This window comes from Mycolicibacterium celeriflavum, from assembly GCF_010731795.1.
GTDB classification, from domain to species: domain Bacteria; phylum Actinomycetota; class Actinomycetes; order Mycobacteriales; family Mycobacteriaceae; genus Mycobacterium; species Mycobacterium celeriflavum.
The window spans coordinates 2,434,584-2,459,910 of sequence record NZ_AP022591.1 but is presented as its reverse complement, the minus strand read 5'-3'; the positions used below and the strand labels follow the sequence as shown (position 1 = coordinate 2,459,910).

Annotated in this window: 21 protein-coding genes; 9 read left to right on the top strand and 12 right to left on the bottom strand. The window is 67.8% G+C overall.

The genetic code is table 11. The features are described 5' to 3' along the window. Positions 1-22 precede the first annotated feature (22 nt). A complete protein-coding gene (locus G6N18_RS12065; protein ID WP_067218355.1) occupies positions 23-379 on the top strand; it encodes a Fe-S protein in 357 nt (118 codons plus the stop codon). A gap of 6 nt (positions 380-385) precedes the next feature. Here G6N18_RS12065 and G6N18_RS12060 read toward each other — a convergent pair whose 3' ends face one another. Continuing rightward, positions 386-1,750, bottom strand: coding sequence for a flavin monoamine oxidase family protein (locus G6N18_RS12060; protein ID WP_067218352.1), 1,365 nt, complete (start codon positions 1,748-1,750; stop codon positions 386-388). A 107-nt stretch (positions 1,751-1,857) separates the two neighbouring features. Here G6N18_RS12060 and G6N18_RS12055 point away from each other — a divergent pair, with 107 nt between their 5' ends. Next, complete coding sequence (locus G6N18_RS12055; RefSeq protein WP_067218348.1) at positions 1,858-2,871, top strand: ERCC4 domain-containing protein; 1,014 nt, start codon at positions 1,858-1,860, stop codon at positions 2,869-2,871. An 8-nt stretch (positions 2,872-2,879) separates the two neighbouring features. Here G6N18_RS12055 and G6N18_RS12050 read toward each other — a convergent pair whose 3' ends face one another. Next, a complete protein-coding gene (locus G6N18_RS12050; protein ID WP_067218345.1) occupies positions 2,880-3,368 on the bottom strand; it encodes a DUF5994 family protein in 489 nt (162 codons plus the stop codon). A gap of 227 nt (positions 3,369-3,595) precedes the next feature. Between G6N18_RS12050 and G6N18_RS12045 the strand changes: the two genes are divergently transcribed. From G6N18_RS12045 to G6N18_RS12030, 4 genes are all read left to right on the top strand, one after another. After that, positions 3,596-3,799, top strand: coding sequence for a cold-shock protein (locus G6N18_RS12045; protein WP_067218341.1), 204 nt, complete (start codon positions 3,596-3,598; stop codon positions 3,797-3,799). A 236-nt stretch (positions 3,800-4,035) separates the two neighbouring features. After that, positions 4,036-4,485, top strand: a complete 450-nt coding sequence (locus G6N18_RS12040; RefSeq protein ID WP_067218337.1) for a DUF5994 family protein — start codon at positions 4,036-4,038, stop codon at positions 4,483-4,485. 173 nt (positions 4,486-4,658) lie between these two features. Then, the gene (locus tag G6N18_RS12035) at positions 4,659-5,786 is read left to right on the top strand and encodes a fatty acid desaturase family protein (RefSeq protein WP_067218458.1); all 1,128 of its coding nucleotides are present in this window, start codon (positions 4,659-4,661) and stop codon (positions 5,784-5,786) included. A gap of 70 nt (positions 5,787-5,856) precedes the next feature. Then, positions 5,857-6,054 carry a hypothetical protein gene (locus tag G6N18_RS12030; RefSeq protein WP_067218335.1) on the top strand — a complete coding sequence of 66 codons (198 nt, stop codon included), beginning with the start codon at positions 5,857-5,859 and terminating at the stop codon, positions 6,052-6,054. A gap of 17 nt (positions 6,055-6,071) precedes the next feature. Here G6N18_RS12030 and G6N18_RS24235 read toward each other — a convergent pair whose 3' ends face one another. Then, complete coding sequence (locus tag G6N18_RS24235; RefSeq protein ID WP_165606448.1) at positions 6,072-6,209, bottom strand: hypothetical protein; 138 nt, start codon at positions 6,207-6,209, stop codon at positions 6,072-6,074. A 335-nt stretch (positions 6,210-6,544) separates the two neighbouring features. Here G6N18_RS24235 and G6N18_RS12025 point away from each other — a divergent pair, with 335 nt between their 5' ends. From G6N18_RS12025 to G6N18_RS12015, 3 genes are read left to right on the top strand one after another with little or no spacing between them, the layout of a single operon-like run. Beyond that, positions 6,545-7,540: a glycosyltransferase gene (locus G6N18_RS12025; protein WP_109749536.1), complete on the top strand. Its 996-nt coding sequence runs from the start codon at positions 6,545-6,547 to the stop codon at positions 7,538-7,540. 30 nt (positions 7,541-7,570) lie between these two features. Further along, positions 7,571-8,278 (top strand): GAF and ANTAR domain-containing protein, encoded by a 708-nt coding sequence (locus G6N18_RS12020; protein WP_083005308.1) that lies wholly within the window; start codon positions 7,571-7,573, stop codon positions 8,276-8,278. A gap of 36 nt (positions 8,279-8,314) precedes the next feature. After that, a complete protein-coding gene (locus G6N18_RS12015; RefSeq protein WP_083005311.1) occupies positions 8,315-9,073 on the top strand; it encodes a GAF and ANTAR domain-containing protein in 759 nt (252 codons plus the stop codon). Here the strand turns inward: G6N18_RS12015 and G6N18_RS12010 are convergent. The 9 genes from G6N18_RS12010 to recC form a co-directional block, all read right to left on the bottom strand. Further along, complete coding sequence (locus G6N18_RS12010; protein WP_067218319.1) at positions 9,070-9,879, bottom strand: GAF and ANTAR domain-containing protein; 810 nt, start codon at positions 9,877-9,879, stop codon at positions 9,070-9,072. The genes G6N18_RS12015 and G6N18_RS12010 overlap by 4 nt on opposite strands. A 39-nt stretch (positions 9,880-9,918) precedes the next feature. Continuing rightward, the gene (locus G6N18_RS12005; protein WP_083005314.1) at positions 9,919-11,553 is read right to left on the bottom strand and encodes a fatty acyl-AMP ligase; all 1,635 of its coding nucleotides are present in this window, start codon (positions 11,551-11,553) and stop codon (positions 9,919-9,921) included. A gap of 399 nt (positions 11,554-11,952) precedes the next feature. After that, on the bottom strand, positions 11,953-13,755 hold the full coding sequence (locus G6N18_RS12000; protein WP_083005317.1) for a sulfatase-like hydrolase/transferase: 1,803 nt from the start codon (positions 13,753-13,755) through the stop codon (positions 11,953-11,955). Beyond that, positions 13,752-14,201, bottom strand: coding sequence for an SRPBCC family protein (locus tag G6N18_RS11995; protein WP_067218308.1), 450 nt, complete (start codon positions 14,199-14,201; stop codon positions 13,752-13,754). Before G6N18_RS11995 ends, G6N18_RS12000 begins: the two co-directional genes overlap by 4 nt. Before the next feature lie 32 nt (positions 14,202-14,233). Continuing rightward, positions 14,234-15,289, bottom strand: a complete 1,056-nt coding sequence (locus G6N18_RS11990; protein WP_083005320.1) for a tartrate dehydrogenase — start codon at positions 15,287-15,289, stop codon at positions 14,234-14,236. Next, positions 15,286-16,890 (bottom strand): SLC13 family permease, encoded by a 1,605-nt coding sequence (locus G6N18_RS11985; RefSeq protein WP_067221358.1) that lies wholly within the window; start codon positions 16,888-16,890, stop codon positions 15,286-15,288. Before G6N18_RS11985 ends, G6N18_RS11990 begins: the two co-directional genes overlap by 4 nt. A 127-nt stretch (positions 16,891-17,017) precedes the next feature. Next, positions 17,018-18,709 (bottom strand): exodeoxyribonuclease V subunit alpha, encoded by a 1,692-nt coding sequence (recD, locus tag G6N18_RS11980; protein ID WP_109749537.1) that lies wholly within the window; start codon positions 18,707-18,709, stop codon positions 17,018-17,020. Then, positions 18,706-22,008 carry an exodeoxyribonuclease V subunit beta gene (gene recB, locus G6N18_RS11975; protein WP_083005324.1) on the bottom strand — a complete coding sequence of 1,101 codons (3,303 nt, stop codon included), beginning with the start codon at positions 22,006-22,008 and terminating at the stop codon, positions 18,706-18,708. The genes recD and recB overlap by 4 nt, the downstream gene beginning before the upstream one ends. After that, positions 22,008-25,277 (bottom strand): exodeoxyribonuclease V subunit gamma, encoded by a 3,270-nt coding sequence (recC, locus tag G6N18_RS11970; protein ID WP_083005377.1) that lies wholly within the window; start codon positions 25,275-25,277, stop codon positions 22,008-22,010. The genes recB and recC overlap by 1 nt, the downstream gene beginning before the upstream one ends. Positions 25,278-25,327: the final 50 nt, after the last annotated feature.

Genomic DNA, 25,327 nt, shown 5'->3' with positions numbered 1-25,327 from the left:
CCCCGCTGCATAAGCTCTGCCCATGGACCTACTACGTAACGTAGTTGTGCTTCTGCACATCGTCGGCTTCGCGGTAACGTTCGGCGCCTGGGTGGCCGAAACCGTGGCCCGACGATTCCGCACCACCCGCGCGATGGATTACGGCATCCTGCTTTCGCTGCTCACCGGTCTGGCGCTCGCCGCACCCTGGCCCGAGGGGATCGAGCACAACTACCCGAAGATCGGCGTGAAGCTCGTCATCCTGATCGTGCTCGGCGGCGTGCTCGGGATGGGCAGCGCCCGCCAGCGACGGACCGGCAATCCGGTGCCACGCCCACTGTTCTGGTCGGTCGGCGTGCTGTCCTTCGCGGCGGCGGCCGTCGCTGTCCTGTGGGTGTAGCCGGCCTCACACCACCGCCACCGCTTCACGCTCCATGACCTCCGTCGCGGCGCGCTCGCCGGAGCGCACGGCTCCGTCGATGAACCCGTACATCACCGCCGAGGTTTCGGTGCCGGCCCAGTGGATGCGTCCGCACGGCTCGCGCAGCGCGGGACCGAACTCGGTGAGCACGCCCGGCGGCGTGTGGGCAATCATCCCGCCACCGGAGTAGCGCTCGACGGTCCAGTTCTGCTCGACGTAATCAAGAGGGGAAAGCGCCTTGCCGCCAAACCTTCCGGCGACCGCGCCGAGAATTGCGTTCTTGCGTTCGTCGTCGCCGAGTTCGCCGATCCGGCGCGCTTCCGGTCCTTCGGTGATGACGGTCAGCATTCCGGGACTCCCGGTGTCCGTGCACGAATCGATCGTGAGGTTTGCCGGCGACCCCGGCGCGAACGATTGGCCCGACAGGCCGTCGGCCCGCCAGAACGGCTCGTCGTACACCAGTGCAATCTTGTAGACCGCCCCGCTCGGCATCCGCTGGTGCAGGAATGATCGATCGACGGGAAGCATTGGCTCATAAGTGATCTGGCTGGCGATCGAAATAGGTACGGCGACGATCACCCGGCGGGCGTTGACCACCATGTCCTCGGACCGCACGACCACTCCGTCGGCGCTCTGAGCGATGCTGCGAACCGGTTGTGACAGGTGAACGACGTCGCCGAGCTCAGCCGCGACAGCGCGATGGATGGCGCCCATGCCGCCGACCGGTCGGGAATCCTCGGCGGCGTCCTTGACGCCCAGCACGAAGCTCGGCCCGCCCGCTGCCGCCATTTGATAGAGCACGAACAGCATCGAAAACTCCGACGCCGCAGACGTATACAGCCCTGAGATGGAGCTCTCCAGTAGTTCCCGCGCGGGTTTGGACATCGTGTGCCTGTCCAGCCACGCCGCCCAGCTGAGCTTGTCCCACTTCTGCGCCTTGGGCGCGGTCCACGGCGCGTGCACCGGAATCGATTTGCACATCTGAGTGAGCTCGAGAAAGACCGCGCCGATGTTGGCGACCGCCCACGGGCTCATCGACAACGGGATCGTTCCCGTATAGCGGTACTTCTTGCCGTCGACCAACATCATTGCGTCGCCGTCGGTGTACTGCTTGTAGCTCGCCACATTGAATTCGTTCATGAGCCCGTAGATGGCGTCCTGGCCGGGCCCGATCCACGCACCGCCGCGGTCGATCCAGACTCCGTCGTCCCGCACCTCGGTGAAGGTGCGACCACCGACGCGGTCGCGCGCCTCGAGCAACACCACCGAGTGACCTGCCTGCTTCAACCGCAACGCCGCGGTCAAGCCGGCGAACCCGGCGCCCACCACGCAATAGTCCACGTCTGCCATGAGCGGCCCCTTCGGTTGCCTGAAGCCAACGCCGTAATGGCGCCACTGTCAATAAGCGCACCTCCGGCCTTGACCAGGCCGGGTGTGCACCCGGCAGACTTGGTCACGTGGCGGAACTGTTGATCGCGGCCAACCCGCAGGAAGACTCCCGGCTGCCTTACCTGCTGCGGCTTCCGCAGCCAGGCGGAGACCTGCTGTTTCGCACCTCAGGCACGTGGCCGCGGGTGAAGGCGCTGTACTGCCATCAGATGAGCCTCGACGACTGGCCCGCCGACGCCGAGATCGTCGAACGGCTTCCGCTGCAATCGTGCCAACGCCGAGGCGCCGCCATCGACGTGATCCTGCAGCGCCCCAGGGAGAATCGCTCCCAGCTGGTGTTCACCACCGCGCGAGGCCGGGAGGTGGTGTTCTGGCAATCGCCGCGCACCCGCAAACAAGCGCGGCCCAACGTTCGGACACCGACCGCTCGCGCCCAAGGCATCGAGGAACTGCAGCTGCTGGTGGATGCGCATGAGCGGTACGCGTATACCTTCAACACCCAACAGGTCAGCATCGTGCGGCGGGCGCTGCCGTGCGGCGACTACGGGATAGCCGTCGACGGGTTGCTGGTCGCCAGCGTCGAACGAAAATCCGCCCCCGATCTGGTGTCGAGCCTGGCCAACGGCAAGCTTCGGTATCAGATCGCGCATCTGTCGTCGCTTCCGCGCGCGGCGGTCGTGGTGGAAGACCGCTATTCACAGTTGTTCCGGCTCGGGTATGTCCGTCCAGCGGTGATCGCCGACGGCCTCGCGGAGTTACAGATCCGGTGGCCCACTGTGTCGATCGTGTTCTGTGAGACCCGCCAGCTGGCGGAGGAATGGACCTACCGGTTCCTCGCCGCAGCCCACGTGTGGGCCAGTTCCGAAGAGGCTGCGCTGCAGCGTATTTCGGGAGTCCGCATCGATGTCGTCGCTCGCGACCAGGGCATCGCGGAGCCTGAGCCCAGCACCGCCGAGGTCCGTTCCTGGGCACGCCAGGCCGGTCTGCCGGTGCCCGATCGCGGTCGGCTCCGCCCGGAAGTGTGGGAAGCATGGCGCGAAGCCCACGACACCAATAACCCGAACCGTGCTCCGGGAATGTGATCGGCCGCTCAGTTTCGACTACTCGACGGAGTGACCTGCTGCGCGCACACCGCCCGTGCGGCCTGCACGATGTCACATGCGGCAAGGTTCTGAGCGGAGTCTGAGTGCCGGCTGTCGACGGGCAGCCCCGCCGCGTGCCGCAGCACCATCATCGCCAAGGCCGAGGTGGTGGCCGACGGCACCACCAACAGGTTCGCCCTGCCGTGCTCGCCCGTCACGCTCATGACCCGCTGAGGACGGTTCTTCCAGCCGGGGATGGCGGCCACACCGCGGCGGGTCAGCATGTCGAGATCCGGCACCGCGTTCGTCGACGACCAGTTGACCTGGATGTCGACGACCGGCCCCAGCGAGTCGCGCAGCGCCTCGATCAATTCGGGGAGCTCGAGAGCCATCGACGCGGTCCGCGGCCACCACGCCCCGTCGAGGCCGTCGCCGGCTGCAGCGGCCAATGTGAGCCGGACCGGTCGGGTGCTTCGCCGTTGACTCGCCGCGGTCACAGGTCTGCAGACATGATCGCCGGACCACAGACCGTATGAGCCACAAGCTGAGCAATCGAAACGGTGTGATACATCGGCAATTTCCTCGCTTCGAGCCGTCGAAGGCGGGATCGCGTCTTCAGAGGTAACGGTTCGCCTTCGACACTACACGGGCGCCTTTTCGCCACCGTGATAGCCTCTACGCGGATGTTTACTACATCCGTTCAAGATGAGAGAAGTTGAAAAGTATGGCACAGGGAACTGTGAAATGGTTCGACGGCGATAAGGGCTTCGGCTTCATCGCTCCCGACGGCGGCGCAAAGGATGTGTTCGTTCACTACTCGGAGATCCAGGGAAATGGATTCCGGTCGCTGGAGGAGAACCAACGCGTTCAGTTCGACATCGAACAGGGCGCCAAAGGACCTCAGGCAGTCGGCGTAACCGCCGTCTAGCTTTCACGAATCGACTGTGGGCTGGTGGGTATATCCCACCGGCCCACTTTTCGTTTCTGGGTTTGGACGCACGAATCATGTTCTCGGACAAGCACTTTGAACTCAGGACCGTATTCCTTGCCTCGTAGGCGTAGGCTTGGGGTCTATCGGCGATATGTCGCACGCGACCGGTTGAGATTGTGTCGTCGCCGATGCGAGTTACCGAGCCGTTGGACGGCTCAGACGGGAACATTCCCATGGCACAACGAGAAAATCGTGCCGACCCCGGCCGTCGCCACGACGGGCCCGAAAACACCCCCCGGTTGCGCTTGAAGCGCAAGGCGCCGACGAGTGGCTATGTCGACGGGGCATGGTGGCCGCACAGCGGTGACCTGCCGCAAGAGCTCCCAGACCTGCTCAGCGTGCTGTCGGTACGCCTGGGCCCCGTGGCGCGGGTGACGTACAACGTCGGTGAGTGGGCCGATGCGCCGCGAAAGATCGTCGTGGACGGGCGAGTCGTCCGCCTCGACGGCTACCACCGGCAGCCGGCCAACACGATCGGAGTGTTGGACGGCCAAGGTGGCCGGATCGTGCTGCTGGTAGTTCCTGCAGCCACCGAAGCCGATTATGCGCACACCATCGCGATGGCCGCCGCCACTGCCGGCAATGCGTCGACGGTCGACTCTCTTCTCACCACCGGCGCGTGACGTCGCCGAAGCGCTGATACGTCACATCGACACATACGGGAGCCTTCTCTAGACTGGTGGCAACGCCGACGCGCTGCCGTCGTCACTTCCGATATCGGCCGGTGGTCCGCAATCACCCTGGGTTCGGACTCGAGCCCACCGAGACCACCCCGCACGAGACCACAGGACATTCTTTGGCCATCACCGATATCGGTGCGTACACGCATCTGAGCCAGGCCGACATCGAGGCCATCGGCGCCGAGCTCGACACCATCCGCCGCGACATCGAGGAATCACTCGGTGAGAAGGATGCGGCCTACATCCGGCGCACCATCAAATTTCAACGCTCACTTGAACTGGCGGGGCGGCTGATTCTCGGCTGCAGCCGGTCACGGGGCGGCTGGTTGCTGGGTACCGCGTCGCTGGCCTTCGCCAAGTGCGTCGAGAACATGGAGATCGGCCACAACGTGTCCCATGGGCAGTGGGACTGGATGAACGACCCCGAAATCCATTCCAGCTCATGGGAATGGGACATGGTCGCCGTCTCCTCGCAATGGAGGTACTCGCACAACTACCGCCACCACGTGTACAGCAACGTGGTCGGCGTGGATGACGACCTCGGATTCGGCATCATGCGCATCACCCGTGACATTCCGTGGCAACCCGTGCACCTGCTTCAGCCGCTACGAAACATCCTGCTGGCAGCGATCTTCGAGTGGGGCATCGCGCTGCACGGTGTGCACGCCGAACGCGATCGAGCGGCGGGCGACACGGAACAACTGACGCGGGAGAGGAAGACCTTGGTCCGCAAGATCGCCCGGCAAGCGGTCAAGGACTATGTGCTCTTCCCGGCGCTGAGCGGCCGGCGCTGGCGCAGGAACCTCGCCGCGAACTTCATCGCCAATCTGGTGCGCAACCTGTGGACGTACGTGGTGATCTTCTGCGGGCACTTCCCGGACGGCGCCGAGAAATTCACCGCCGACGTCCTCGACGAGGAGACTCGCGCCGAATGGTATCTGCGGCAGATGTTGGGCGCCGCCAACTTCAACGCCGGTCCGCTACTGGCGTTTTCGAGCGGCAACCTCTGTTACCAGATCGAACATCATCTGTTTCCTGACCTGCCGAGTAACCGCTTGGCGGAGGTCGCCGTCCGAGTGCGCGCCATCTGCGAGAAGTACGACCTGCCCTACACCAGCGGTTCGCTTGCGCGCCAATACCTTTTGACGCTGCGAACGATCTACAAGTTGGCCCTACCCGACCGGTTCCTCACCGCGACGAGCGATGACGCACCCGAGACCGCATCGGAGCGCAAGTTCGCCTGAACGGCGTACTGTTGGGGTTGCGGGCAGCCTGCTACGTGGGCGGACACGTCCGATTGAAGAGGTAACGAATATGACCGTCACCGTGACCCTCCCCGACGGGGCAACCGACAAGTACATGCGCTTCGGCGATGCCTACATCAAGCACGGCGATGGCACGCTCGATGTTGTCCGTGGTGGTGCCAAGCATGCGCGCACATATGCGGCGGGCGAGTGGACCGATGTGGAAGGCGACGAAAGCCACTGGAACAAGCGGCGGTTCTGGAGCTAGTCGGTTGGTCGGACGCTTCAGCGCTTCCTGAGCTCACCGACCGCATCGGCCGCGGTGTTCTTGGCGGCGGCCTTGGCGTGCTTGTCGGCACGTTTTTCTTTCAGAGATTTGCCGGACTTCTTGGTCATCGACTGCCGAGGAGACTTGTCAGACATCGCTGGCCCCTTGATCGCGGGGGCCTGGATGGTCCCGATGCAACGACCCTACGCCACCTGGCCACGATCGGCGTCGTACCGCGCTCGGCCGATGAATCCGCCGGGTGTAGCCTGGAGAAGTTGGGAACCCAGCCATTCCGGAACGTATCAGCCGATTTCCGCTGATCGCGCGGAGCAACCGCTCATGCCGGACACGCCGGTACCAATCGTCAGTTGGGACCGCTTTGAACGCCTCGCCCACATCTGACTTCATCTCGAATCCCCGGCTCCCGCAACGTCTTAGACGCCTTGCGCGCGTCGGCATCCTGGGAACACCTGCCCCGGAATCGTGCGCGATGGCGCGGTTCACCTCGGGGTTGTCCCGCGCGTTGAGCGCCCAGGGCGTCGACGTCGGCGTCGTCGGGGATGCTGCCAGCCCGTATGCGTCGGACGAGCCACTCGACCGGGCCGACGTCGCGATCGTGCAGCACGATCTGCGCACCACCGATGACGTGGTCGCCATCCTCGACGGGCTCTCCGTGCCATCGATCGTCATCATCCGCTCTGTTCCGAAATCGCCGACAGCGCAAGAACGCTCGGACCTCGAAGCAATAGCGTCATCGGCAAGCCGCCTCGTCGTCATGTCCGATGCCGCATGCCGGCGCCTGCATCAGGACTACGACGTAGACCGGCAGAAGATCGCCACGATTCCGCACGGCGCGACCGTTCCGGTGGCTGCCCACATGAAGCGCCCCAGCCGGCCCACCGTTCTGACCTGGGGTTGGCTGGCCCCTGGAGACGGTGTCGAGCGCGTCATCGAGGTGATGGCCTCGCTCAAGGACGTGCCCGGTCGGCCGAGGTATCTCATCGCCGGCCCGACCCATCCGCACACCCTCGCCGTCGAGGGCGAGACGTACCGGGAAGCCCGGATGGAACAGGCGCACACCAGCGGCGTCGCGGATTCCGTGTCGTTCGACCCGCGCTACTACGACGGCGCCATGCTGGCCACGCTCTTACAGCAGTCGTCGGTGGTCGTACTGCCGTACGACTGCAGAGAAAAGGTCACCTCCGGCGTCCTCGTCGAGTCCATCGCCCACGGCCGGCCCGTCGTCGCCACCGCGTTCCCGCACGCCAGCGAACTGCTCAGCAGCGGCGCCGGGGCGGTCGTCGACCACGACGACTCCGCCGGCCTGGCGGCAACTCTGCGTCAGATCGTCACCCAGCCACGGCTGGCCGGTGCGATGGCCGCCGAGGCCCGGCGAATGGCGCCGGAGTTGGCGTGGTCGACCGTCGCCGGCGCCTACCTTCGTCTCGCACAACGTCTGCTGGCCGACGAGCCGGTGCGGGCGTGACTTCCCGCCGGCACCGCCGCCCCGATTGACGTGACGATCCAGCAACAGCTGCTCGCCGCCGTCGACGGTCGGCGCGGGACAGAGGCCGCCGACCGGATCTGTGACGCGTGCGTGGAACTGTTCGGCGTGGACGCGGCGGCCATCTCGCTGGTTTTCGACGGCGTCAACAGCGGGACGCTGGGCTCGAGCGGCGATTCCGCCCGCCGGTTGGACGAGCTGCAGTTCATCCTCGGCGAGGGACCCTGCCTCGACAGCGTCACCGGGCGGGCGCCGGTTCTGGTGCACGACCTCGACGACCGCGACGAGCGCCGCTGGCCCGTCTACGGACCCGCCATGGTCGATCTCGAGGTCCGCGCCGTCTTCGCGATGCCGGTCGTCGTCGCCGGCGAATACGTCGGCGCCCTCGACCTGTTCCGCACTCAGCCCGGCGCGATCGACCGCGACGGACTCGCCGGCGCCGCCATCGCCGCCGAGATGGCCGGTGTGCCGCTGCTCGACCTGCTCGACACCGACCTTCGGGCCGCCGTCGACGAACCCGACAGCAACGCCTGGGCCGAACTGCACACGCTGGCCCGGGCCGAGGTCAGCCAGGCCACCGGCATGCTGGTCGCGCAGCTCGGGGTCGAGCCAGCCGAAGCCCTGGTCCGCCTGCGCGCCCACGCGTACTCGACCGGACGCAGCGCCACCGACGTGGCCCGCGACATCCTCGATCGCGGCCTGCGGCTGGAGTCGGATTGATGCCCGCCTTGACCACGACGCCAGAATGGAGGGAACGTGACTGAATCCCCTCGTGAAACCTGCGTGCTGGAAGCCGTGGTCGCCCTCGTCGACACCGTCCTCGAGGACTTCGACGTGGTCGACCTGCTGACCGAGCTCACCGAGCAGTGCGCCGTGCTGCTCGACGTGGCCGCTGCCGGCATTCTGCTGGCCGACCCGTTCGACCAGCTGCGCCTGGTGGCCGCGACCTCCGAGCAGGCCCGCGAGCTGGAGCTGTTCCAGCTGCAGGCCGACGAGGGCCCCTGCATGGACTGCTACGCCACCGCAGCGCCCGTCTCGGTCGCCGATCTGCGGACGGCCACCGAGCGCTGGCCCCGGTTCGTTCCCGCCGCGCTGGCGGGCGGCTTCGCCTCTGTGCACGCCGTTCCGATGCGTGCGGCCGGCCGCGTCCTGGGCGCGCTGGGTTTGTTCGGCACCCGGCCCGGCGAACTCAACGAAGCCGACCTGGCCGCCGGGCAGACCCTTGCCCACATCGCATGCGTGGCGCTGCTGCAGGGCCGCGCGCCCGCCCCGTCGACCGTGGTGCCGCAACTGCGCGCCACGCTGGCCAGCCGCGTCGTCGTCGAACAGGCGAAGGGTTTCCTGCGCGAAAAACTCGACGTGTCGGTCGAAGACGCATTCGCGCTGTTGCGCTCGTATGCACGCGCCAACGGCGAACATCTCACCGAGGTGGCCCGTCGGCTTATGACGGATCGAACCGCCCGCCCGGCTCTGGTGGCCTCGATCGCCGAATTCGCCGGGCGCACAACGCGTTAAGGACGGTGCCGGGCCTGAGCGCGACGAACCGCCTCATCCACCAGCCGCTCGGCCACGATGTGCAGCTTGACGTTCTCGCTCTGGCTGAGCCGCGTCAACCGGTCGAACGCCTGCTCGGCGCTTGCGCCGGAGCGGCTGCGGATGATCCCGATCGCCTGGTCGATCACCGCGCGACTGCCCAACGCGCGCTGCAGTTGTTGCGTGCGTTCGCGGGCATGGGCGAGCAACTGGCCGTTGTACACCGACACCGCGGCCGGCCCGGCGAATTGGGTGCCCAATTCAACGGCGTGCTCACCGAAGGCGTCGCGAGCGCGGGCGTAGGCGTTGATCGCACCGATCACCCGTTCGCCCACCAGTAGTGGTAGCGACAGCGCCGAATGCACCGCCATCCGCGCCACCCGGCCGCCGAAATGCGGCCATCTGCGGTCGGAGCCCAGTGATCCGCTGACGGTCGGGCGCCCTGACTGCATCGCGGTCAGGCACGGTCCCTCTTGAAGCTGCTCGTACTGGACGCGGTCGATCTCGTTGACGAACTCCGCCGTCGCGGCCCACGCCTCGATGCACGGCGCGCCGTCCCGGGGCTGTTTCAACGCGATGCCGGCGCCGTCGACGCCGGGTATCGCGCGGCCCGCGAACTCGGCCACCTCCCCGAGCAGATCGGTCATCCCTCGCGCACCGGCCACCAAGCCGGCGACGCCCGTCAGCCCGGCATACAGCTCAGCCTCGTCGGCGTCGCGCTGTGCGGCCGACAGGGCGGTTTCGGGCGCCGATTGCCCCCGACCCGGTTGGGCGTCGTAAACAGCCATCTCGGGTCAGGAATCTACCTGCCCGCACCGTTTCGGTGATCAGTTCACGAGCGACAACGCGTGCGCGCGGCGCAACTTTCCCGACGGCGTCTTGGGGATCATGCCCGGCTCGAGCACCACCACGTTGCGGGGCCGGACGTCGACTTCGGCGAACACCTCGTGGGCGACCTGCCGTTCGACGCGGCGCACTTCGTGGGGGTCGGCGAAGTTCTTGCACTCCACCGCTACCGCGAATGTCTCCCGCGACAACCCGGCATCCAACCGCACGGCGACGGCGCAACCCGGCCGCACGCCATCGACGCGGCTTGCGGCCCGCTCGATGTCGGTCGGATAGATGTTGCGACCAGCCATGATGATGACGTCCTTGAGGCGCCCACACACCACCACCTCGCCGTCCTCGGTGAGGTAGCCCAGGTCGCCGGTGTCGTACCAGCCGCGCTCGTCCTGCGCCGGGATGAACCCGGCCACGGTGGTGTAGCCCCTGGTCACCGGATCGCCGCGGACCTCGATGACACCGACGCCGCGCGGCGGCAGGTCTGCGCCGTCTTCGTCGATCACCCGAACCTCCAGGCCGTCCAACGGCTTGCCGAGCTTGACCAGCCGCCGGGTGTGTCCCTTGGTCGCGGGCACCGCGCGGTGCAGCACGGCCAGCAGGTCGGCGTCGACCTCGTCGACGGCCATCCCGCGACCGCATTCGGAGAACGACACGGCCACCGTGGTCTCGGCCATCCCGTAGGCCGGCACGATCGCCTCGGGTCGTAACCCGAACGGCGCGCCGGCCTCGCAGAGATCCGCGACGTCGAGCGGGTCCACCTGCTCAGCGCCCGACAACGCCCAACGCAGCGAGGACAGGTCGAACTCGCCGGGCGTGGCCACCCGTCGCAACCGCTTGGCGAAAAGCGTGTAGGCGAAGTTCGGAGCCGCGGTCATGGTGCCCTTGTACTTGTCAATCAGCTTGGCCCACAACAACGTATCGCTCAGGAAGTCCATCGGTGTGACCTTCACCAGCTCGGCGCCGAAGTACATCGGCACCGTCAGATAGCCGGTCATTCCCATGTCGTGGAAACAGGGCAGCCAACTGACGATCACGTCGGTGTCGATATCGAAATCACAGCCGACCGTCATGGCGTCGGCGTTGGCGACGATGTTGGCGTGCGTGATCTGAACGGCTTTGGGCGAACCCGTGGATCCCGAGGTCAGCTGCATCAGCGCGACGTCGTCGTCGGTGGTCTCGATCGGGTCGATGGACTCGCCCGTCAGCAGCGACTCGATGGTCAGCACGGTAATGCCGAGGCCGGCCAGCACGGGTGCGGCCGCCATGAACGGCTCGCTGATGACGACTGCTTTCGCCGAGATCATCTTGATCACGGCGGTGGTTTCCTCGGCCCAGCGCACCAGATCGGTGCGCGGCGTGGGTTGATGCAGCATGGTCAGGCTGGCGCCGCGCATCCAGATGCCCTGGGCGGTCGGTGCGATCTCGACGGGGGCGCCGGCCAGCACGGCGATCGCGTCACCGTGCCCGATACCCGCCGCGGCCAGCCCGCCTGAGATGCGGCTGGCACGTTCGTTGACTTCGGCCCAGGTGTGCCGGACGGGCGCGACCGGCTCACCCGTCACCATCCCTCTCGTGCTCCACCGGGCATTCCGGTACATCGTCTCGGTAAATTGACTCACTACAATCCTTCAGGCCCCTGGCGTCATGACGCCATAGATAGGTTTTTGCGGTGGTCCGGCGGGCATTCGCCGGCCCATTTCGTTCACCTAGGTGGTCCGTCGCTTCGGTTGAAGCGAGGTGCGGAGCTTGTCAGGCCTCCCGACTGTACCCACCCCGTGCCCGCTGGTGGTGGCGGCGCGACCATACCGTCGCCGAAGCGAAATACAGCGATATTTCCGCGAAATCTCGGAAATGAGCCCCCCAGCCCCTCATATAACCCTGATCTGGCCGGCTGACGTCGAGGTTGGAACCTCCGGCGGGGAAGTCAGATCGCCGCCGTGACGTTTCCGCGAGGCTGGGGAATCAACCCACGAGAACCGTACGCTCCGACCCGCCGATCATCAAAGGTCCGATGGCGCTCAAGTCCCTGGGATCAGCCGTCGGATCAGCCCTTCGCGACCGGCGGCCGTCTTGCGCGGCGTGTACGGCCACGGATGGTTCCGCTCCGGGACGGACGTCGCACACGCCTGCTTGAGCTGCATCCGCAGGTGCCGGCGTAGGTCGTACAGGTCGAGGTCGGCCCACCGGTTGTCGGCCTCGGCCGGATCGGCGGTCAGGTCGTAGAGCTCCCACTGGTCGTCGAGCGGCTCGGTGCGGTAACTGTCGCCGCCCATGCCGTTGGCCGCGAGATGGCGTACGCCAGGCTCGGTCCACGTCGCCGGATCGTCGAAGGTGCGCACCAATTTCCACAGGTGACCCTGCCCGCCGTCGGCGTCTTCGCGGTCCACCCGCAGCACCAATCCTTCGAAGTTCGACGCGACGTGCTCGGGTACCCGGATCCGCAGGGGCGCAGGCGGATTCGTCGTCCGCTTCAACCGGCGCGCCAGACCGGATGCGCCGGTGTCGCCTTCGAGCACGTTGTCGCGGGTCATCAGGTAGACCGGCCGCGACTCGTCGGCCGGGGCGCCGTCGACCACCGGCATCAGGTCACGGCCGGGCAGCTCGTGCACCTCGGTGAAGGTGTCCGCCAGCGTCGCGGCCACCGCCTCGACGTCGACACCGGCCGCGCCGAGCAGTGTCGGCACGATGTCGACGTGCGACGTCGGCGCCGTGACCGTGCGCGCTGCAGTGGCGGCGGGCCCGATTCGCGCGATGACGAACGGCACCCGGGTCGCCTCGTCGTACAGGTTGAACCACTTCTGGTGCAGGCCGCCGTGGGCGCCCAGCAGGTCGCCGTGATCGGCGGTGCGGACCAGCAGCGCGTGCTCGGAACCGTCCTCGGTCACCGCGCGGCGCACGCGGTCGATCGGGTTGTCGACCTCGGCGTGCAGCCGGTAATAGAGGTCTCGGTATTGCTGCGCCTTGCGGGTGTAGGTGCGGTCGACGACCGGCGCGGGACCGTAGCCCGAGTAGTACGCCTCCCGGAACGCGATCTGCGCGGCTGGCTTGGTTGACAGGTCCTCGTCGGCCGTGGGCGCCGGTGGCACCGGCGGCGGGTCCAGCGGCGACGGGCGCACCGGGTTGCGCCGCTGCCACGCTGGGAACAGCACGATGTCGTGCGGGTTGACGAAGCTGGCCACCAGCAGGAACGGGCGCAGCGCCTCGGCGTATCCGGCGCGGCGCCGCGCGTAGCGGTCCTTGAGCCACGCCACCACGCGGTCGGCGATCAGCGGGTCGCGCCGAATCCCCGCGTTGGCCAGCGGCGCGCCGTGGGGCTCCGGGCCGACCCACCCCGAAAAGCCGTACGGCGCAAGCGGATCTGCCTCGAGGTAACGCTGCACGGCCTTCGTGTCGACGACACCGTTGTCGTCGTTTGTTGCCAACGGCTGACCGGACGCGGGGTCGGTCAGATCGGCATGCGAGATGTGCCACTTGCCGTCGTAGTGAGTGTCGTATCCGGCCGCGCGGAACCAGTTGCCCAGCGTCGGCACCTCGTCGCGGCGCAGCCAGCGCATGCGGGAGTCGTCGTAGACCTTGCCGATGCCGTCGGTCTGCGTGACGCCGTGCAGGTCGGGGTACTGCCCGGTGAAGATCGTCGGGCGGCTGGGCACGCAGGCCAGCGACCCGGTGTAGTGCCGCTCAAAGCTCACGCCGTGCTCGTCGAACCACTTGCGGCCGGGCAACATTCGGTCACGCCATGCGAGGACTTCGGGCGACTCATAAGGCGGAACCGCGCGCTCCTCGTCGGTCATCACGATGATGATGTCGGGGCGCTCGGTCATGAGGTCTTCTCCAATCGTTTCGCCAACGCGGCGAGCATGGCGTCGGAGGTGCGGGCCAACGCCTGGCAGGCCAGGCGTTCGACGAGCTGCTGCGTTCTGCCGCGGCCCTTGCGGACGGTGCTGGTGATCGTCACGACGGTCTCGCCGCCGCCCGTGGCCTCGATGGTCCAGCGGTTACTGAGCTTGCCCATGACTTTGGGCAGGCCTTCGATGTCATAGGCGAGGGCGTACTGCGGGTCGCACTCGGTGATGCGTTCGACCAAGGCGTTGCGCCCGATCTGCACCCGGCGGGTCGTGCCGACCATCGCGCCGTCGGCACCGCGCGTGAGGATGCAGGAGTGGTCGACGTTGTCGAGCCACGAGGCGAGGTCGCCGAAATCGGCCAGTACGTCCCAGATCTGCGTCGGGGTTGCCGCGATGACGCGGCTGCGGTCGATCTCGGCCACGGGCCCACCGTACGCGCAATTTGACGTCGGAATCAGGCTCTTTGGCTCAAGTGCTCGACGAGCGCGTCGGTCACCTCGGACGTCGACGCCCGGCCGCCTATGTCGCCCGTGCGGGACTCGGGCGCGGCCAGCGTCGACTCGACGGCCGCCATCACGTCACGCGCGGCGGCTTCGTGCCCGAGGTGCTCGAGCATCAGCGCCGCCGACCACACCGCCCCGACCGGATTGGCGATGCCTTGGCCGGCGATGTCGGGCGCGGAACCGTGCACGGGTTCGAACATCGACGGGTACTGCTTGGTCGGGTCGAGGTTGGCCGACGGCGCGATCCCGATCGAGCCGGCCACCGCGGCCGCCAGATCACTGAGGATGTCGCCGAACAGGTTTGAGCCCACCACGACGTCGAAGCGCTGCGGCTGCAGCACGAACTTCGCGGCCAGCGCGTCGATGTGCTCGCTGTCGAACCGAACGTCGGGGAAGTGCGCAGCCCGTTCGGCGACCACCTCGTCCCAGAACGGCAGCGTGTGCACGATGCCGTTGGACTTCGTCGCCGACGTCACGTAGCCGCGCCTGGTGCGCGCCAGTTCGAATGCGAAGTCGGCGATGCGGCTCACCCCGACGCGCGTGAAAACGGACTCCTGCACGGCCATCTCGTCGGGGAACCCCCGGTTCAACCGGCCGCCGATCTCGCTGTACTCACCTTCGACGTTCTCCCGCACGACGACGAAGTCGACGTCGCCCGGCGTCCGTAGCGGGCTCTCGACGCCGTCGAACACCCGGATCGGCCGCAGGTTCACGTACTGGCGGAACGCTCGCCGGATCGGGATCAGCAAGCCCCACAGCGACACGTGGTCCGGAACCCCGGGCCAGCCGACCGCGCCCAGGAGAATCGCGTCGAACCCGCGGAGTGTGTCGATGCCGTCGGCGGGCATCATCGCGCCTTCGTGCTGGTAGCGCTGACACGACCAGTCGAACTCGGTGTAGTGCAACGTGATTGCGTGCTTTGCCGCTACCGCGTCGAGCACCGCACGGGCTGACGCGATGACCTCCGTGCCGATGCCATCGCCGGGGATGACCGCGATGTCACTCATGTGCCCAGCCCCAGCAGGCTGATCATCATCGGCAGGAAAATGATGATCAGGATCGCGCCGGCGATGTCGAACGTGACGCCGGATCGGATCATCTTGGTGATCGGCACGACGCCCGAACCGTAGACGATCGCGTTCTGCGGCGTCGAGACGGGCAGCATGAACCCGAACGACGCCGCGAATGTCGCTGCCAGCGCGGGCACGAACGGGTTCACCCCGGCGGCGACCGCCACCGGGATGATGATCGGCACCACGACGGCCGCCGATGCGGTGTTGCTGGTCGTCTCCGACACGACGATCGCCAACAGCACCGCGAACACCGTGATCGCGGTGCTGCTCGACAGGCCGAGCGCATCGTCGACCGAGGTCCCGATGGTCTCGGCCAGTCCGGTCGACGAGATCAGCGAACCGAAGATGATGCCGGTGCCGAACAGAATGATTGTGCCCCAGTCGATTTCGGCAGCATCTTTCCAGCGCAGCGTGAACTCGCGGGTCTGCCAGTCGGTGGGCAGCAGGAACAGCAGCGACGCGCCGAACACCGCGACCACGCCCTCGTCCAACCGGTCGCTGACGAACTCGTACACATCTGATTCGGTGCCCGCGATCAACGCGAAGACGCCGGGCAGGATCCACAACGTCACCGTAACGGCGAATGCGATCAGGGTGTTCTTCTCCGCCCGCGACAGCTTGCCCAGCTTCTCCCGTTCGCTGGCCACGTACTCGGCGACCCCGTCGATCCGCTTGATCTCGGGCTTGTTCAGCCGCAACAGGACAAGCGCCAGCAGCGCGAACATCAGCAGGCAGATGGGAATGGCCATCACCATCCACTGCCCGAAGCTGATCCGCTCACCGGTGGCCTCTTCGATCAGGCCGCGGCCGATCAGGTTCGGTGGACTGCCGACCGGGGTCAGCAGGCCGCCCACGCTGGCGCCGTAGGCGAGCATCAGCATCAGCGCGGCGCCGACCCGCAACCGCTGCGGGTCGAAGTCGGCTTCGACGTCGCCGCGCTGTTGCAACAGTTTGGCGATGACCGACAGGATGCCGATGGCCGTCGGCAGCAGCATCGCCACCGTCGCGGTGTTGGAGACGAACGCCGACAGCAGGCAGGTGATCGCGCCGAACGCGATGATCACCCCGGTCGTCGAGCGGCCGGCGCGCGGCAACGCCAGGATGCGGAATGCGAACCGCCGGGCCACACCGTGTTTGAGCATCGCCTGGGCGAGGATGAACGCGCCGATGAACGTGAAGATCGTCGACGACCCGAACGGACCGAGCACGTCGTCGACCGGCGCGACACCGAGGAAGACCGCGACCGCGACGCCGAGCAGGCCGCCGATCGGAATCGGCACCGCCTCGCTGATCCACAGCGCGATCACGCCGAGCAGCACGGCGGCCAGCACCTGCTGTTCGCGGGGGATGTCGATCGGCAGGACGAGGAAGACGACGGTCAGCAGTGGGGCGAGGAACAGCCCGACCGTGCGGCGGGCCTTCTCGAACCGCTCCTCGCGGGGGGACAGCTTCTGCTCGCCGAGACTGCGGTATGTCGCGCTGCCGAGTAGCGCCTTGTCGACGTCGGTCGGCGTGACCTGGTTCTCCGCGGTCATCACAGGCTCCGTCCACCCGGGTGGCGTGTGCGCTACACCACAGTCGCCGGGAAGGAGTGCCCTGTGCGGAGTAGCCCCTAAACATCGGCGGGGCGGCCGGATGCAGCGTGAGCTCTCAGCAGAAGAGCTATGCGTCGCGCAGGCGCCGCGCCAGGCCCGACGCCCGAACCGCCCGTCGTTGCACGGCGGCCCGCACCGACGCCTCCGGGCCGACCACCCGGATCTTCTTCTTCGCCCGGGTCACGGCGGTGTAGAACAACTCGCGGCTGAGCAGTCGCGAGTCCTCCGGCGGCAGCAGGACCGTGACTTCGCCGGCCTGGCTGCCCTGCGATTTGTGAATCGTCATCGCATGCATGGTGTCCACGTCGGCGAGTCGGCTCGTCGCGAACTCGAGCCGCTCCGTTCCCGCGACGACCGCCCGTAGCACTCCGTCGCGGAGCACCGTTACGCCGGTGTCGCCGTTGTACAGATTTAGCCCGTAGTCGTTCGCGGTCACCAACACCGGTCGCCCCGGGTACCACGCCGACCAGATCGGCTCGCCGGTCATCTCTGCCAGCCACCGCTCCACCTGGTGATTCCAGTACCGCACCCCGAACGGGCCGCGGCGATGCGCGCACAACAGCCGGTGCTCGTTCAGGATGGCCAGCGCCGCTTCGTCGTCACCGAGGATCGCCGCCCGGTGCAGCTCAACCGCCAACGGCACCAACACCTTCCGAAGGCGCTCCGACGGCTCCTGGGTATCGACCCACTCGATGTGTTCGCCGCCGGCGCGCAGCACCTCGACGACGGTGTCGGCGTCGCCCGTGCGGATCGCGGTGGCCAGCCGACCGATCGACTCGCCGAACCGGTGCGACGTCTTCAACTCGGCGATGCGTCCGTCGCCGAGCCCGTCGACCAGATCGGCAAGCACCGCACCCGCCTCCACCGACGCCAACTGGTCCGGGTCGCCGACCAGGATGAGCCGGGCGTCGGGGCGCACGGCTTCCAGCAGCCGCGCCATCATCGTCAGCGACACCATCGATGTCTCGTCGACGACGATCACGTCGTGCGGCAACCGATTACCGCGGTGGTGCCGGAACCGCGCCGACGTGTCCGGGCGGCTGCCGAGCAGCCGGTGCATGGTCGTCGCGTGCAAGCCGGCCAGCGCTTCACGGTCGGCCGCCGGCAGCTTGTCCACCTCCAGCTGCACCGCCTCCTGTAGCCGCGCCGCAGCTTTTCCGGTCGGCGCCGCCAACGCGATCCGCAGCCGTGTTCCGCTTGCGAGCAGCGCCAGCAGCCGCGCGACCGTGGTGGTCTTGCCCGTGCCCGGACCGCCGGTGAGCACCGTCAGACCTTGCGACAGCGCCAGTTTCGCTGCGGCGCGCTGCTCTTCGAAGCCCGCCGGAAAGAGCCGGTCGAGATGCGGCGCGGGTTGGGCCGGCCTGGCGACGAGCATCGCACCGATGTCGTCGCACACCTGCTGCTCTTCGAGCCAGTACCGGTCGAGATACAGCACATCCCCGTCGATGTGTAGCGCCGGCGGCCGGCCGGTCAGCGGGTGCGCGGCGATGGCGCCGAGCCAGTCGTCGGCAGCGGGCCACGGCAGCCCGTCGAGGCCGACCTGCTGTTCGACGGTTCGCAGGTCCAGGCACACCGACCCGTTGCGAAGGGCGCGTACCAGCAGCGCGACCGCGAGCGCCACCCGATCGTCAGGCGCCTTGGCGAGCTCGCAGAGCCGTTGTGCGACATGCACATCCGATGCATCGAGGACTTCGGCGTCGGTGAAGGTGCGCAGCAGACCGGTGGCGCTGATAGCCCGCCGCCACTCCACGGCGGTCACGCCGCGACCCTGCCGGCGTCGAGCAGATCCGACAGCGCGGTGATCAGCGCTGCCGGAGGGTGCCAGCCGAACACCCCTGCGGGCTGGCCGTCGGTCACCGGGGTGTCCGGTCCGCACATCCCGCGCAGGAACAGATACAGCACGCCACCCAGATGCTGCTCGGGTGCGTATCCGGGCAACCGCCAGCGCAGGAAGCGATGCAGCACAACGCTGTACAGCAGGGCCTGCAGCGGGTAATCCGAATGCAGCATCGCCTCGGCCAGCCGCGGCCGGGAGTAATCCGCCGCCGTCAACGGCCGGTTGGGGTCGCCGAGCCAGTTGGTCTTGTAGTCGACGACGAGGTAGCGCCCGCCAGCCCCGTCGGAAATGCGCAGCACCGCATCCACCGATCCCGACAGGTAACCCTTCAGCGACTGCGCGCCGAGCCCCGCTCCGGTCAGCCGGTCCGCATACGAGCTCAGCGGGTCGTCCGACGGCAGATGCTGCCGCAGCAGTTCGCCGACGTGCGCCAGCCGGACGTCGGGTGCCGACACGCGCAGATCGCCGCCGGCCAACGGGAATTCGAAGTCCACCTCCCGCATCCGGTCCGACAGTCCGATCTGCCGCAGCGTCCTGCCGTCGGCGAGCGGCCCGAGCGGGGTGTCGTGCATCGGCACCATCGCCGCCGCCAAGACGCCGGCCTCGACGTCGACCGGCCACCACACCGAGTGCTCGCGGATCTGCGCTTCCAATTCCCCGGCGAGGTCGGTGGCGAACGGATCGGCCGTCTCGAGCACCGCGTGCACCAACGTGCCGAACTTCGCACCGGTCGGCAGGTCGGCCATCGGTGACGGCACGTCGGCACCGGCCGCTGCGGTCGTCGCCACCGGAATCTCGGCGACCTCGTCGTCGAGCTCGACCACTTCGGGCTCGCTGCTGACCGGCGTCGCCTCGGCCGCGCGGATCAACCCGCTGTAGGAGGTCCGGCGCCACGCCGTGTCGATGGTGCGGTGAAAGTGCCGGGCCTCGAAGTCGCCGGTGCCGGGCTGCTGCGGACGCGCAACCTTCGGACGCAGCACCGATTCCTCGATCACCGGCCCGCCGACGGCTTCCCACTCCTTGAACCGCGCCATCGCGTCGTCGTCGGAAACCTTCGCCGGAGGAACGACATCCGGCACCCCGCTCTCACCGGGTCGCCGGCCGCGAAGCAGCCGCGACAGGCCGCCGTTCGGTTCGTCGCGCGACGGCGCCCACCAGGCGACCAGCTGCGACTGCGCCCTGGTCATCGCGACATACATCAGGCGGCTGTCGTCGCTGGCGTCCTCTTCCCGTCCCGCCTTCGACACCGCGTGGAAGTCGGGGCTGTCGTCACCACCGATGTGCAGGCACCTCGTGTCACCCTCGTGGTACAGCACGAGTTCGGGCTCCCAGACGTGGCGGTTGAACGCGAACGGTAGATAGACGACCGGGAACTGCAGGCCCTTGGCGACGAACACCGTCATCACCTGCACGGCCGCGGCGTCGTTGTCGAGGCGGCGGAAGCGTTCGGCCGCGCCGCTGCGCTCGTCGCGCTGGGCCCGTAGCCAGTCCCGCAGCGCGGGCAGCGTGAAGTGCTCGCGGTGCGCGGCTTCCTGCAGCAGCTGGGTCATGTGGGCGAGGTCGGTCATCTGGCGCTCACCGTTGCGCCACGACAACACCCGGTCGGCCATGCCGGCGAGCTGCGCGGCCTCGAAGATCGCCGCGACACCACGCTCACGGGCGTGACCGGCCCACTCGCGCAACGTCTCTGCGATGCGGTCGGTCAACTTGTCGCCGCCGGCGACCAACGACTCGGCGGTCTCGCCGAAGAACATCGTCGCGCCTGCCGCGCGCACGATGCCGGGCCGGTGCGGTTGGTCGAAGGCCTCGAGCAGCGCCAACCAGTCCGCTGCGGCGTCGGAGGTGAAGATGTCGGAGTCGCCGGTGTAGACCGCGGGGATGCCCGCGTCGCACAGCGCCCGATAGCAGACCCGGGCATCGCGGTGGTTCTCCACGATGACCGCGATGTCGGCGGCCCCGAGTGGACGGCCGTCGAACGTGGCGTCCGAGGTCAGCAGGGCGCCGATGTCAATCGCCAGGTCGCGGGGAATGTGAGTGCGCAGCTGGTCGATGAGAATGTCACGAGTGCCGCTGCGACCGAACGTGTCCCGACGCACCACGCGCAGCCGGAACGGATCGCCGCACGGCGCGCCCACCAGCCGCGACCCCGTGTGCTTGGCGGCCACGTCGTGCACCACGATCTTCTCGTGGCCCAGTTGCGCGCCGCGCAGCACCGCCTGCAGCCGGTTAACCAGCGCTTCGTCGCTGCGCCAGTTGGTGGCCAACGTCTTCTGCACGTCGGCCTTCGACGCGGCGCTCAGGTACGTGACGATGTCGCCGCCGCGGAACGCGTAGATGGCCTGCTTGGGGTCGCCGATCAGGATCAGTGTCGAGCGTCCGGTGAACGCGCGGTCGATCACCCGCCACTGCACGGGGTCGGTGTCCTGGAACTCGTCGACCATGACGATCGGCCAGCGTTGGTGCATGCGCAGTTGCGCGGCCGAGCCGTCGACCTCCAGCGCGTCGGCGAGCCGGCTGAGCAGGTCGTCGTAGCCGAGAATGCCCTTGCGCCGTTTGCGGATCTCCAGTTCGGCGAGAACATCTTTGGCGAAGCGGACGCACACCTCCGCGCGCGAATCCGGTTCTGGGTCTTTCGGCCGCAGCTCGGTTGCGGGTTGCTCGACGACTGCCTTGGCGAGTTTCAGCGCGTCGGGGTAGGTCAGTAGCGGATTGTCCTTCTCGCGGCCGAAGTGGTGCAGGTAGAGGTCGTCGACGATCTCGGTGACCAGTTCTTCGAGGCTTTCGACGAGCGTGACACCGGAGTCGGTGTCGCCCGCCACGCCCAGCGACTTGAGGACCAGCTGGCAGAACTGGTGTGTGGTGGCGATGGTCGCGGCGTCGAAGGCGGCCAACGCGTCGCGCAGGTTGCGTTCGCGTTCGGCGAGTTGGTCGGAGGTGCCGTCGAGCAGGTACCCGATGATCTCGTTCTCATCGACGCTCGACGGATCGATGAAAGTCGCTACGGCATCGACGATCTGACGCCTCACCCGGTCGCGCAGTTCCTGGGTGGCCGCGCGGCTGAACGTGATCAGCAGCATCTGGTCCAGGGTCGCGACCCCCTCGGCGAGATAGCGGGTGACCAGCCCGGCCAACGCGAACGTCTTACCGGTGCCCGCGCTGGCCTCCAGCACGGTGGTGGAACGTTCGGATGGCAACGGCCCCAACAGGTCGAACGGTTCCATCAATCCTCCAGCGCCCGCAGCATCGGTAGCCACAGCCGACCGGAATAGGTGTCGAGGCCGAGTTCGACGAGGTGCTTCAACCAGGTGGCCTTGCCGAACGCCAGTTGATAGGCCGGCTCATCCTCCTCGCCGGGGTACATGCCAGAACGCCACTTGTACCCGGCCCGCTGCTCGGGGTCGCCGTGCCCGTGCACCGCTTCGGCCCACGCGAACGACGTCTTCACCGGCAGCGGCAGTGGCTCGCGGCGGCCCTGGTCGTACATCGCCACCAGATCGGCGAGCAACTCACGCGGGTGCTCCGTCGGTCGGCCCATCGTCTCGGTCCGCGGGGCAGTACCGCGTTTGGCGCGGCCGATGCTGATCGCCTTCCACTCGCGGCCCGGGTCGTGAGCGAGCAACGCCAGCAACAGGATCCATGGCTGCAGTAGATGACGGCCGTCGAGCTTGGAGTACGTGACCGAGACCAGCCGATCGCCGTAGACCGGGGTGACCGTGCCGGTGACCCGGCGGCCCCCGCCGATCTCGACGTCGATGTCGACCGCGCTCGGCTCGGTGCCGCGGTACGGCCGTGCGGCGTCGGCGATGAGCGTGGCCTGTTCGCAGATGTCGATAGCCTTGCGCCAGCCAAGGTTTCCGGGGGGAAGTGTGCCGCGCCGCCATTCGGCGTGGCGGGCATGTTCGGCGTCCATGCCGCGCAGCATGTCTCGCAGCATGCGATCGCCGACCGTCCACTCTTCGAGTGCATCGATGTCGACGGGCATCGCGTCCTCGACACCGTCGACCTCCCACGGCAACGTGTACTCCATGGCGCGGAAGAACCCCTTCACTGGATCCCTGAAGAACGCGACCAGGTCGGCGAGCACGACGTCGTCGGCCGGGGGAGCGGGCAGCGGCCCGGAGATGAACTTCGGCCGTTCCGCACGCTCCCCGGCGCGGGTGGCGGCGGCGCGTTTGACCGTGGAGTCGAACGTGAACGGCACACCCGGGACCAGTTCGCCGGGAACGACGTTGCGGGTGTCGAACGGCTGCAGCGGATGCTTGACCACGATCGCGTCGCGGACCTTCCGGTCTGTCGTGCGGTCGAGGGTGTCGAGGAGTTCGGCGAGCGGCACGGCGGGGGGCCGCTCCTGACCGGAATACTCGTTGGCGCCGGTGTAGGTGATCACCAGTGTCTCGGTCGCCGCGCCGATGGCGTCGAGCAGCAATTGCCGGTCCTCGGAACGGATGTCGCGTTCGCCGGTCATGGGTGCACGGGCGAGTGCGTCGTCGCCGTCGACCACACCCAGCCGGGGGAACACCCCGTCGTCGAGACCGACCAGGCACACGACGCGGTGCGGAACCGACCGCATCGGCACCATCGTGCACACCGTCAGCGTGCCGGTGCGGAAGTTGGCCCGGGTCGGGCGGCCCGCGAGATGGCGGTCGAGCAGTGCGCGGACGTCCGACAGCCGCATCAGCGTGTGCGCGCGGGCACCCGCGGTGGCGAGCACATCGGCGAATTCGCGTTCCAATTGAGCGCTCTGCCAGGTGTCGTCGTCGCTGACGCGGGTCAGCAGGCCGATGCTGTCGGTCAGCGACCGCAGCCACTGCTCGAGTGGTCTCGCCCCGGTGAGGGATTGCACCGCACAGCGCAGGCGGTCGACGTACTCGGCGAGTTGGCCGGCCAGGTCGACCCGGTTGCTGCTGACGTCGTCGAGGGGAAGGGTGGTGTCGATCCAGGCGTGCGAGTCGTCGGACATGGCCACCCCGGCCAGCACCCGATCGACGCCGAAACGCCATGTGTTCTGGACGAAGTCGACGCCGTAGGGTTTGCGGTGGTCGGTGTCGAAGCCCCAGCGGATATTGGCCTGGCGCACCCAGCGGGTGATGTCCTCCAGGTTGTCGTCGGTGAAGCCGAACCGCGCCCGCACCGGCGCGGACTGCGCGAGGTTGAGCACCTCACTCGACGTGGCCCGTCCACCGGCCAGCGACAGCAGTTGGGCGGCCACACCGAGCAGCGGATTGGTCTGGACGAGCGACCGGTCGGCCAGGCGCACCCGCAACTGGTGCGCCGGGTGCACGCCTTTGATCATGTCGCCCAGCCCGAACCCGGCCACGATCAGCGGGGCATAGGTCTCGATGTCCGGGCACATGACCAAGATGTCGCGCGGTTCGAGCGTCGCGTCGTCGGCGAGTAGTCCGAGCAGAACTTCCCGCAGCACGTCGATCTGGCGCGCGGGCCCGTGACAGCTGTGCACCTGCACCGAGCGGTCCGTGGCGGTGTGCACCCGGCCGTCTCGCCGGATCGTGTTGGCTGCGATGTCGGTCTGCAGCCAGCCGAGAAGGGTGTCCGGCCGGTTTCGCCCGCCCAGGTATTCGTCGGTCTGACGCGCGGCGGGCAGGCCGCGCTGCAGTTCGCGGAGGTCGCGGCCGAGGGTGGCGAGCAGGGGATGGCCGACTGAGCGGTGGGTGGTGTCCTCGCGACGCGGGATCGGGCCGTGGGTTCCTTTGAGTTGCTGCCACAGGTTGTCGCTGGGATGCGGCAGCCACAGGTGCAGGTCGTGGTGGGTGGAAAGCGCGTCGAGCAGTTCTATTTCGGTGCTCGGCAGCCGGGTGTATCCGAACAGCGAGAGCCGCGGCGGCAGATCGGTAGGCGACTCCTGAAGCCGGGCAACGGTTTTGGCGTGCCGGATGTGCGGTGTGTCGGCGTCGATGCGCTCGATGAGCGCCCGCCAGAGCGGGGGCTGCCAGGACAGATCGGATGCGATGTCACCGGCGCTGCCGTTCTCCCAGTCGACCAGCAGCTGCGGGCGCTGCCGGGCGTAGGAGGCGAACAACCCGCCGAGCCGGCGGGCCACGGCGTAGCGCCGGCCCTGCCGCAGTTCCTTCTCGTCGCCGGCTTCGAAGTGGCCGAGGTGCATGGCCAGCGGCTTGCACCAATCCTCGCTGCAGGTGGCGTCGATGACCTCCATCAGCGGCCACACCATCGCGTCGGGAGACCACGGGTCGCTGTCGGCGGTGCCGACAATTCGGCCTGAGCCGTCGGTCCCGGTGATGTCGGCGATCAGCGAGCGCGGATTGCGAAACGCGACGCCGGCGCAGACACCGTCGCCGCCGGAGGCAGCGCCGAGGAGATGGCTCAGTCGCTGGCTCAGCCAGCGTTCGACGCCCTTGGCCGGCACGATGACCAGGTCCTCGGCGAACGGGTCGGACAGCGGGTCGGAGAGCAGGGCGCCGAGTCCGTCGGCGAGCAGGTCGGTGCGTTCAGCCCGATGGATGTGAAGCGCCATCGCAGCCAACCATAGGAGGTGGGTCCGACGGGGGTGACGTTTGTCGGAGA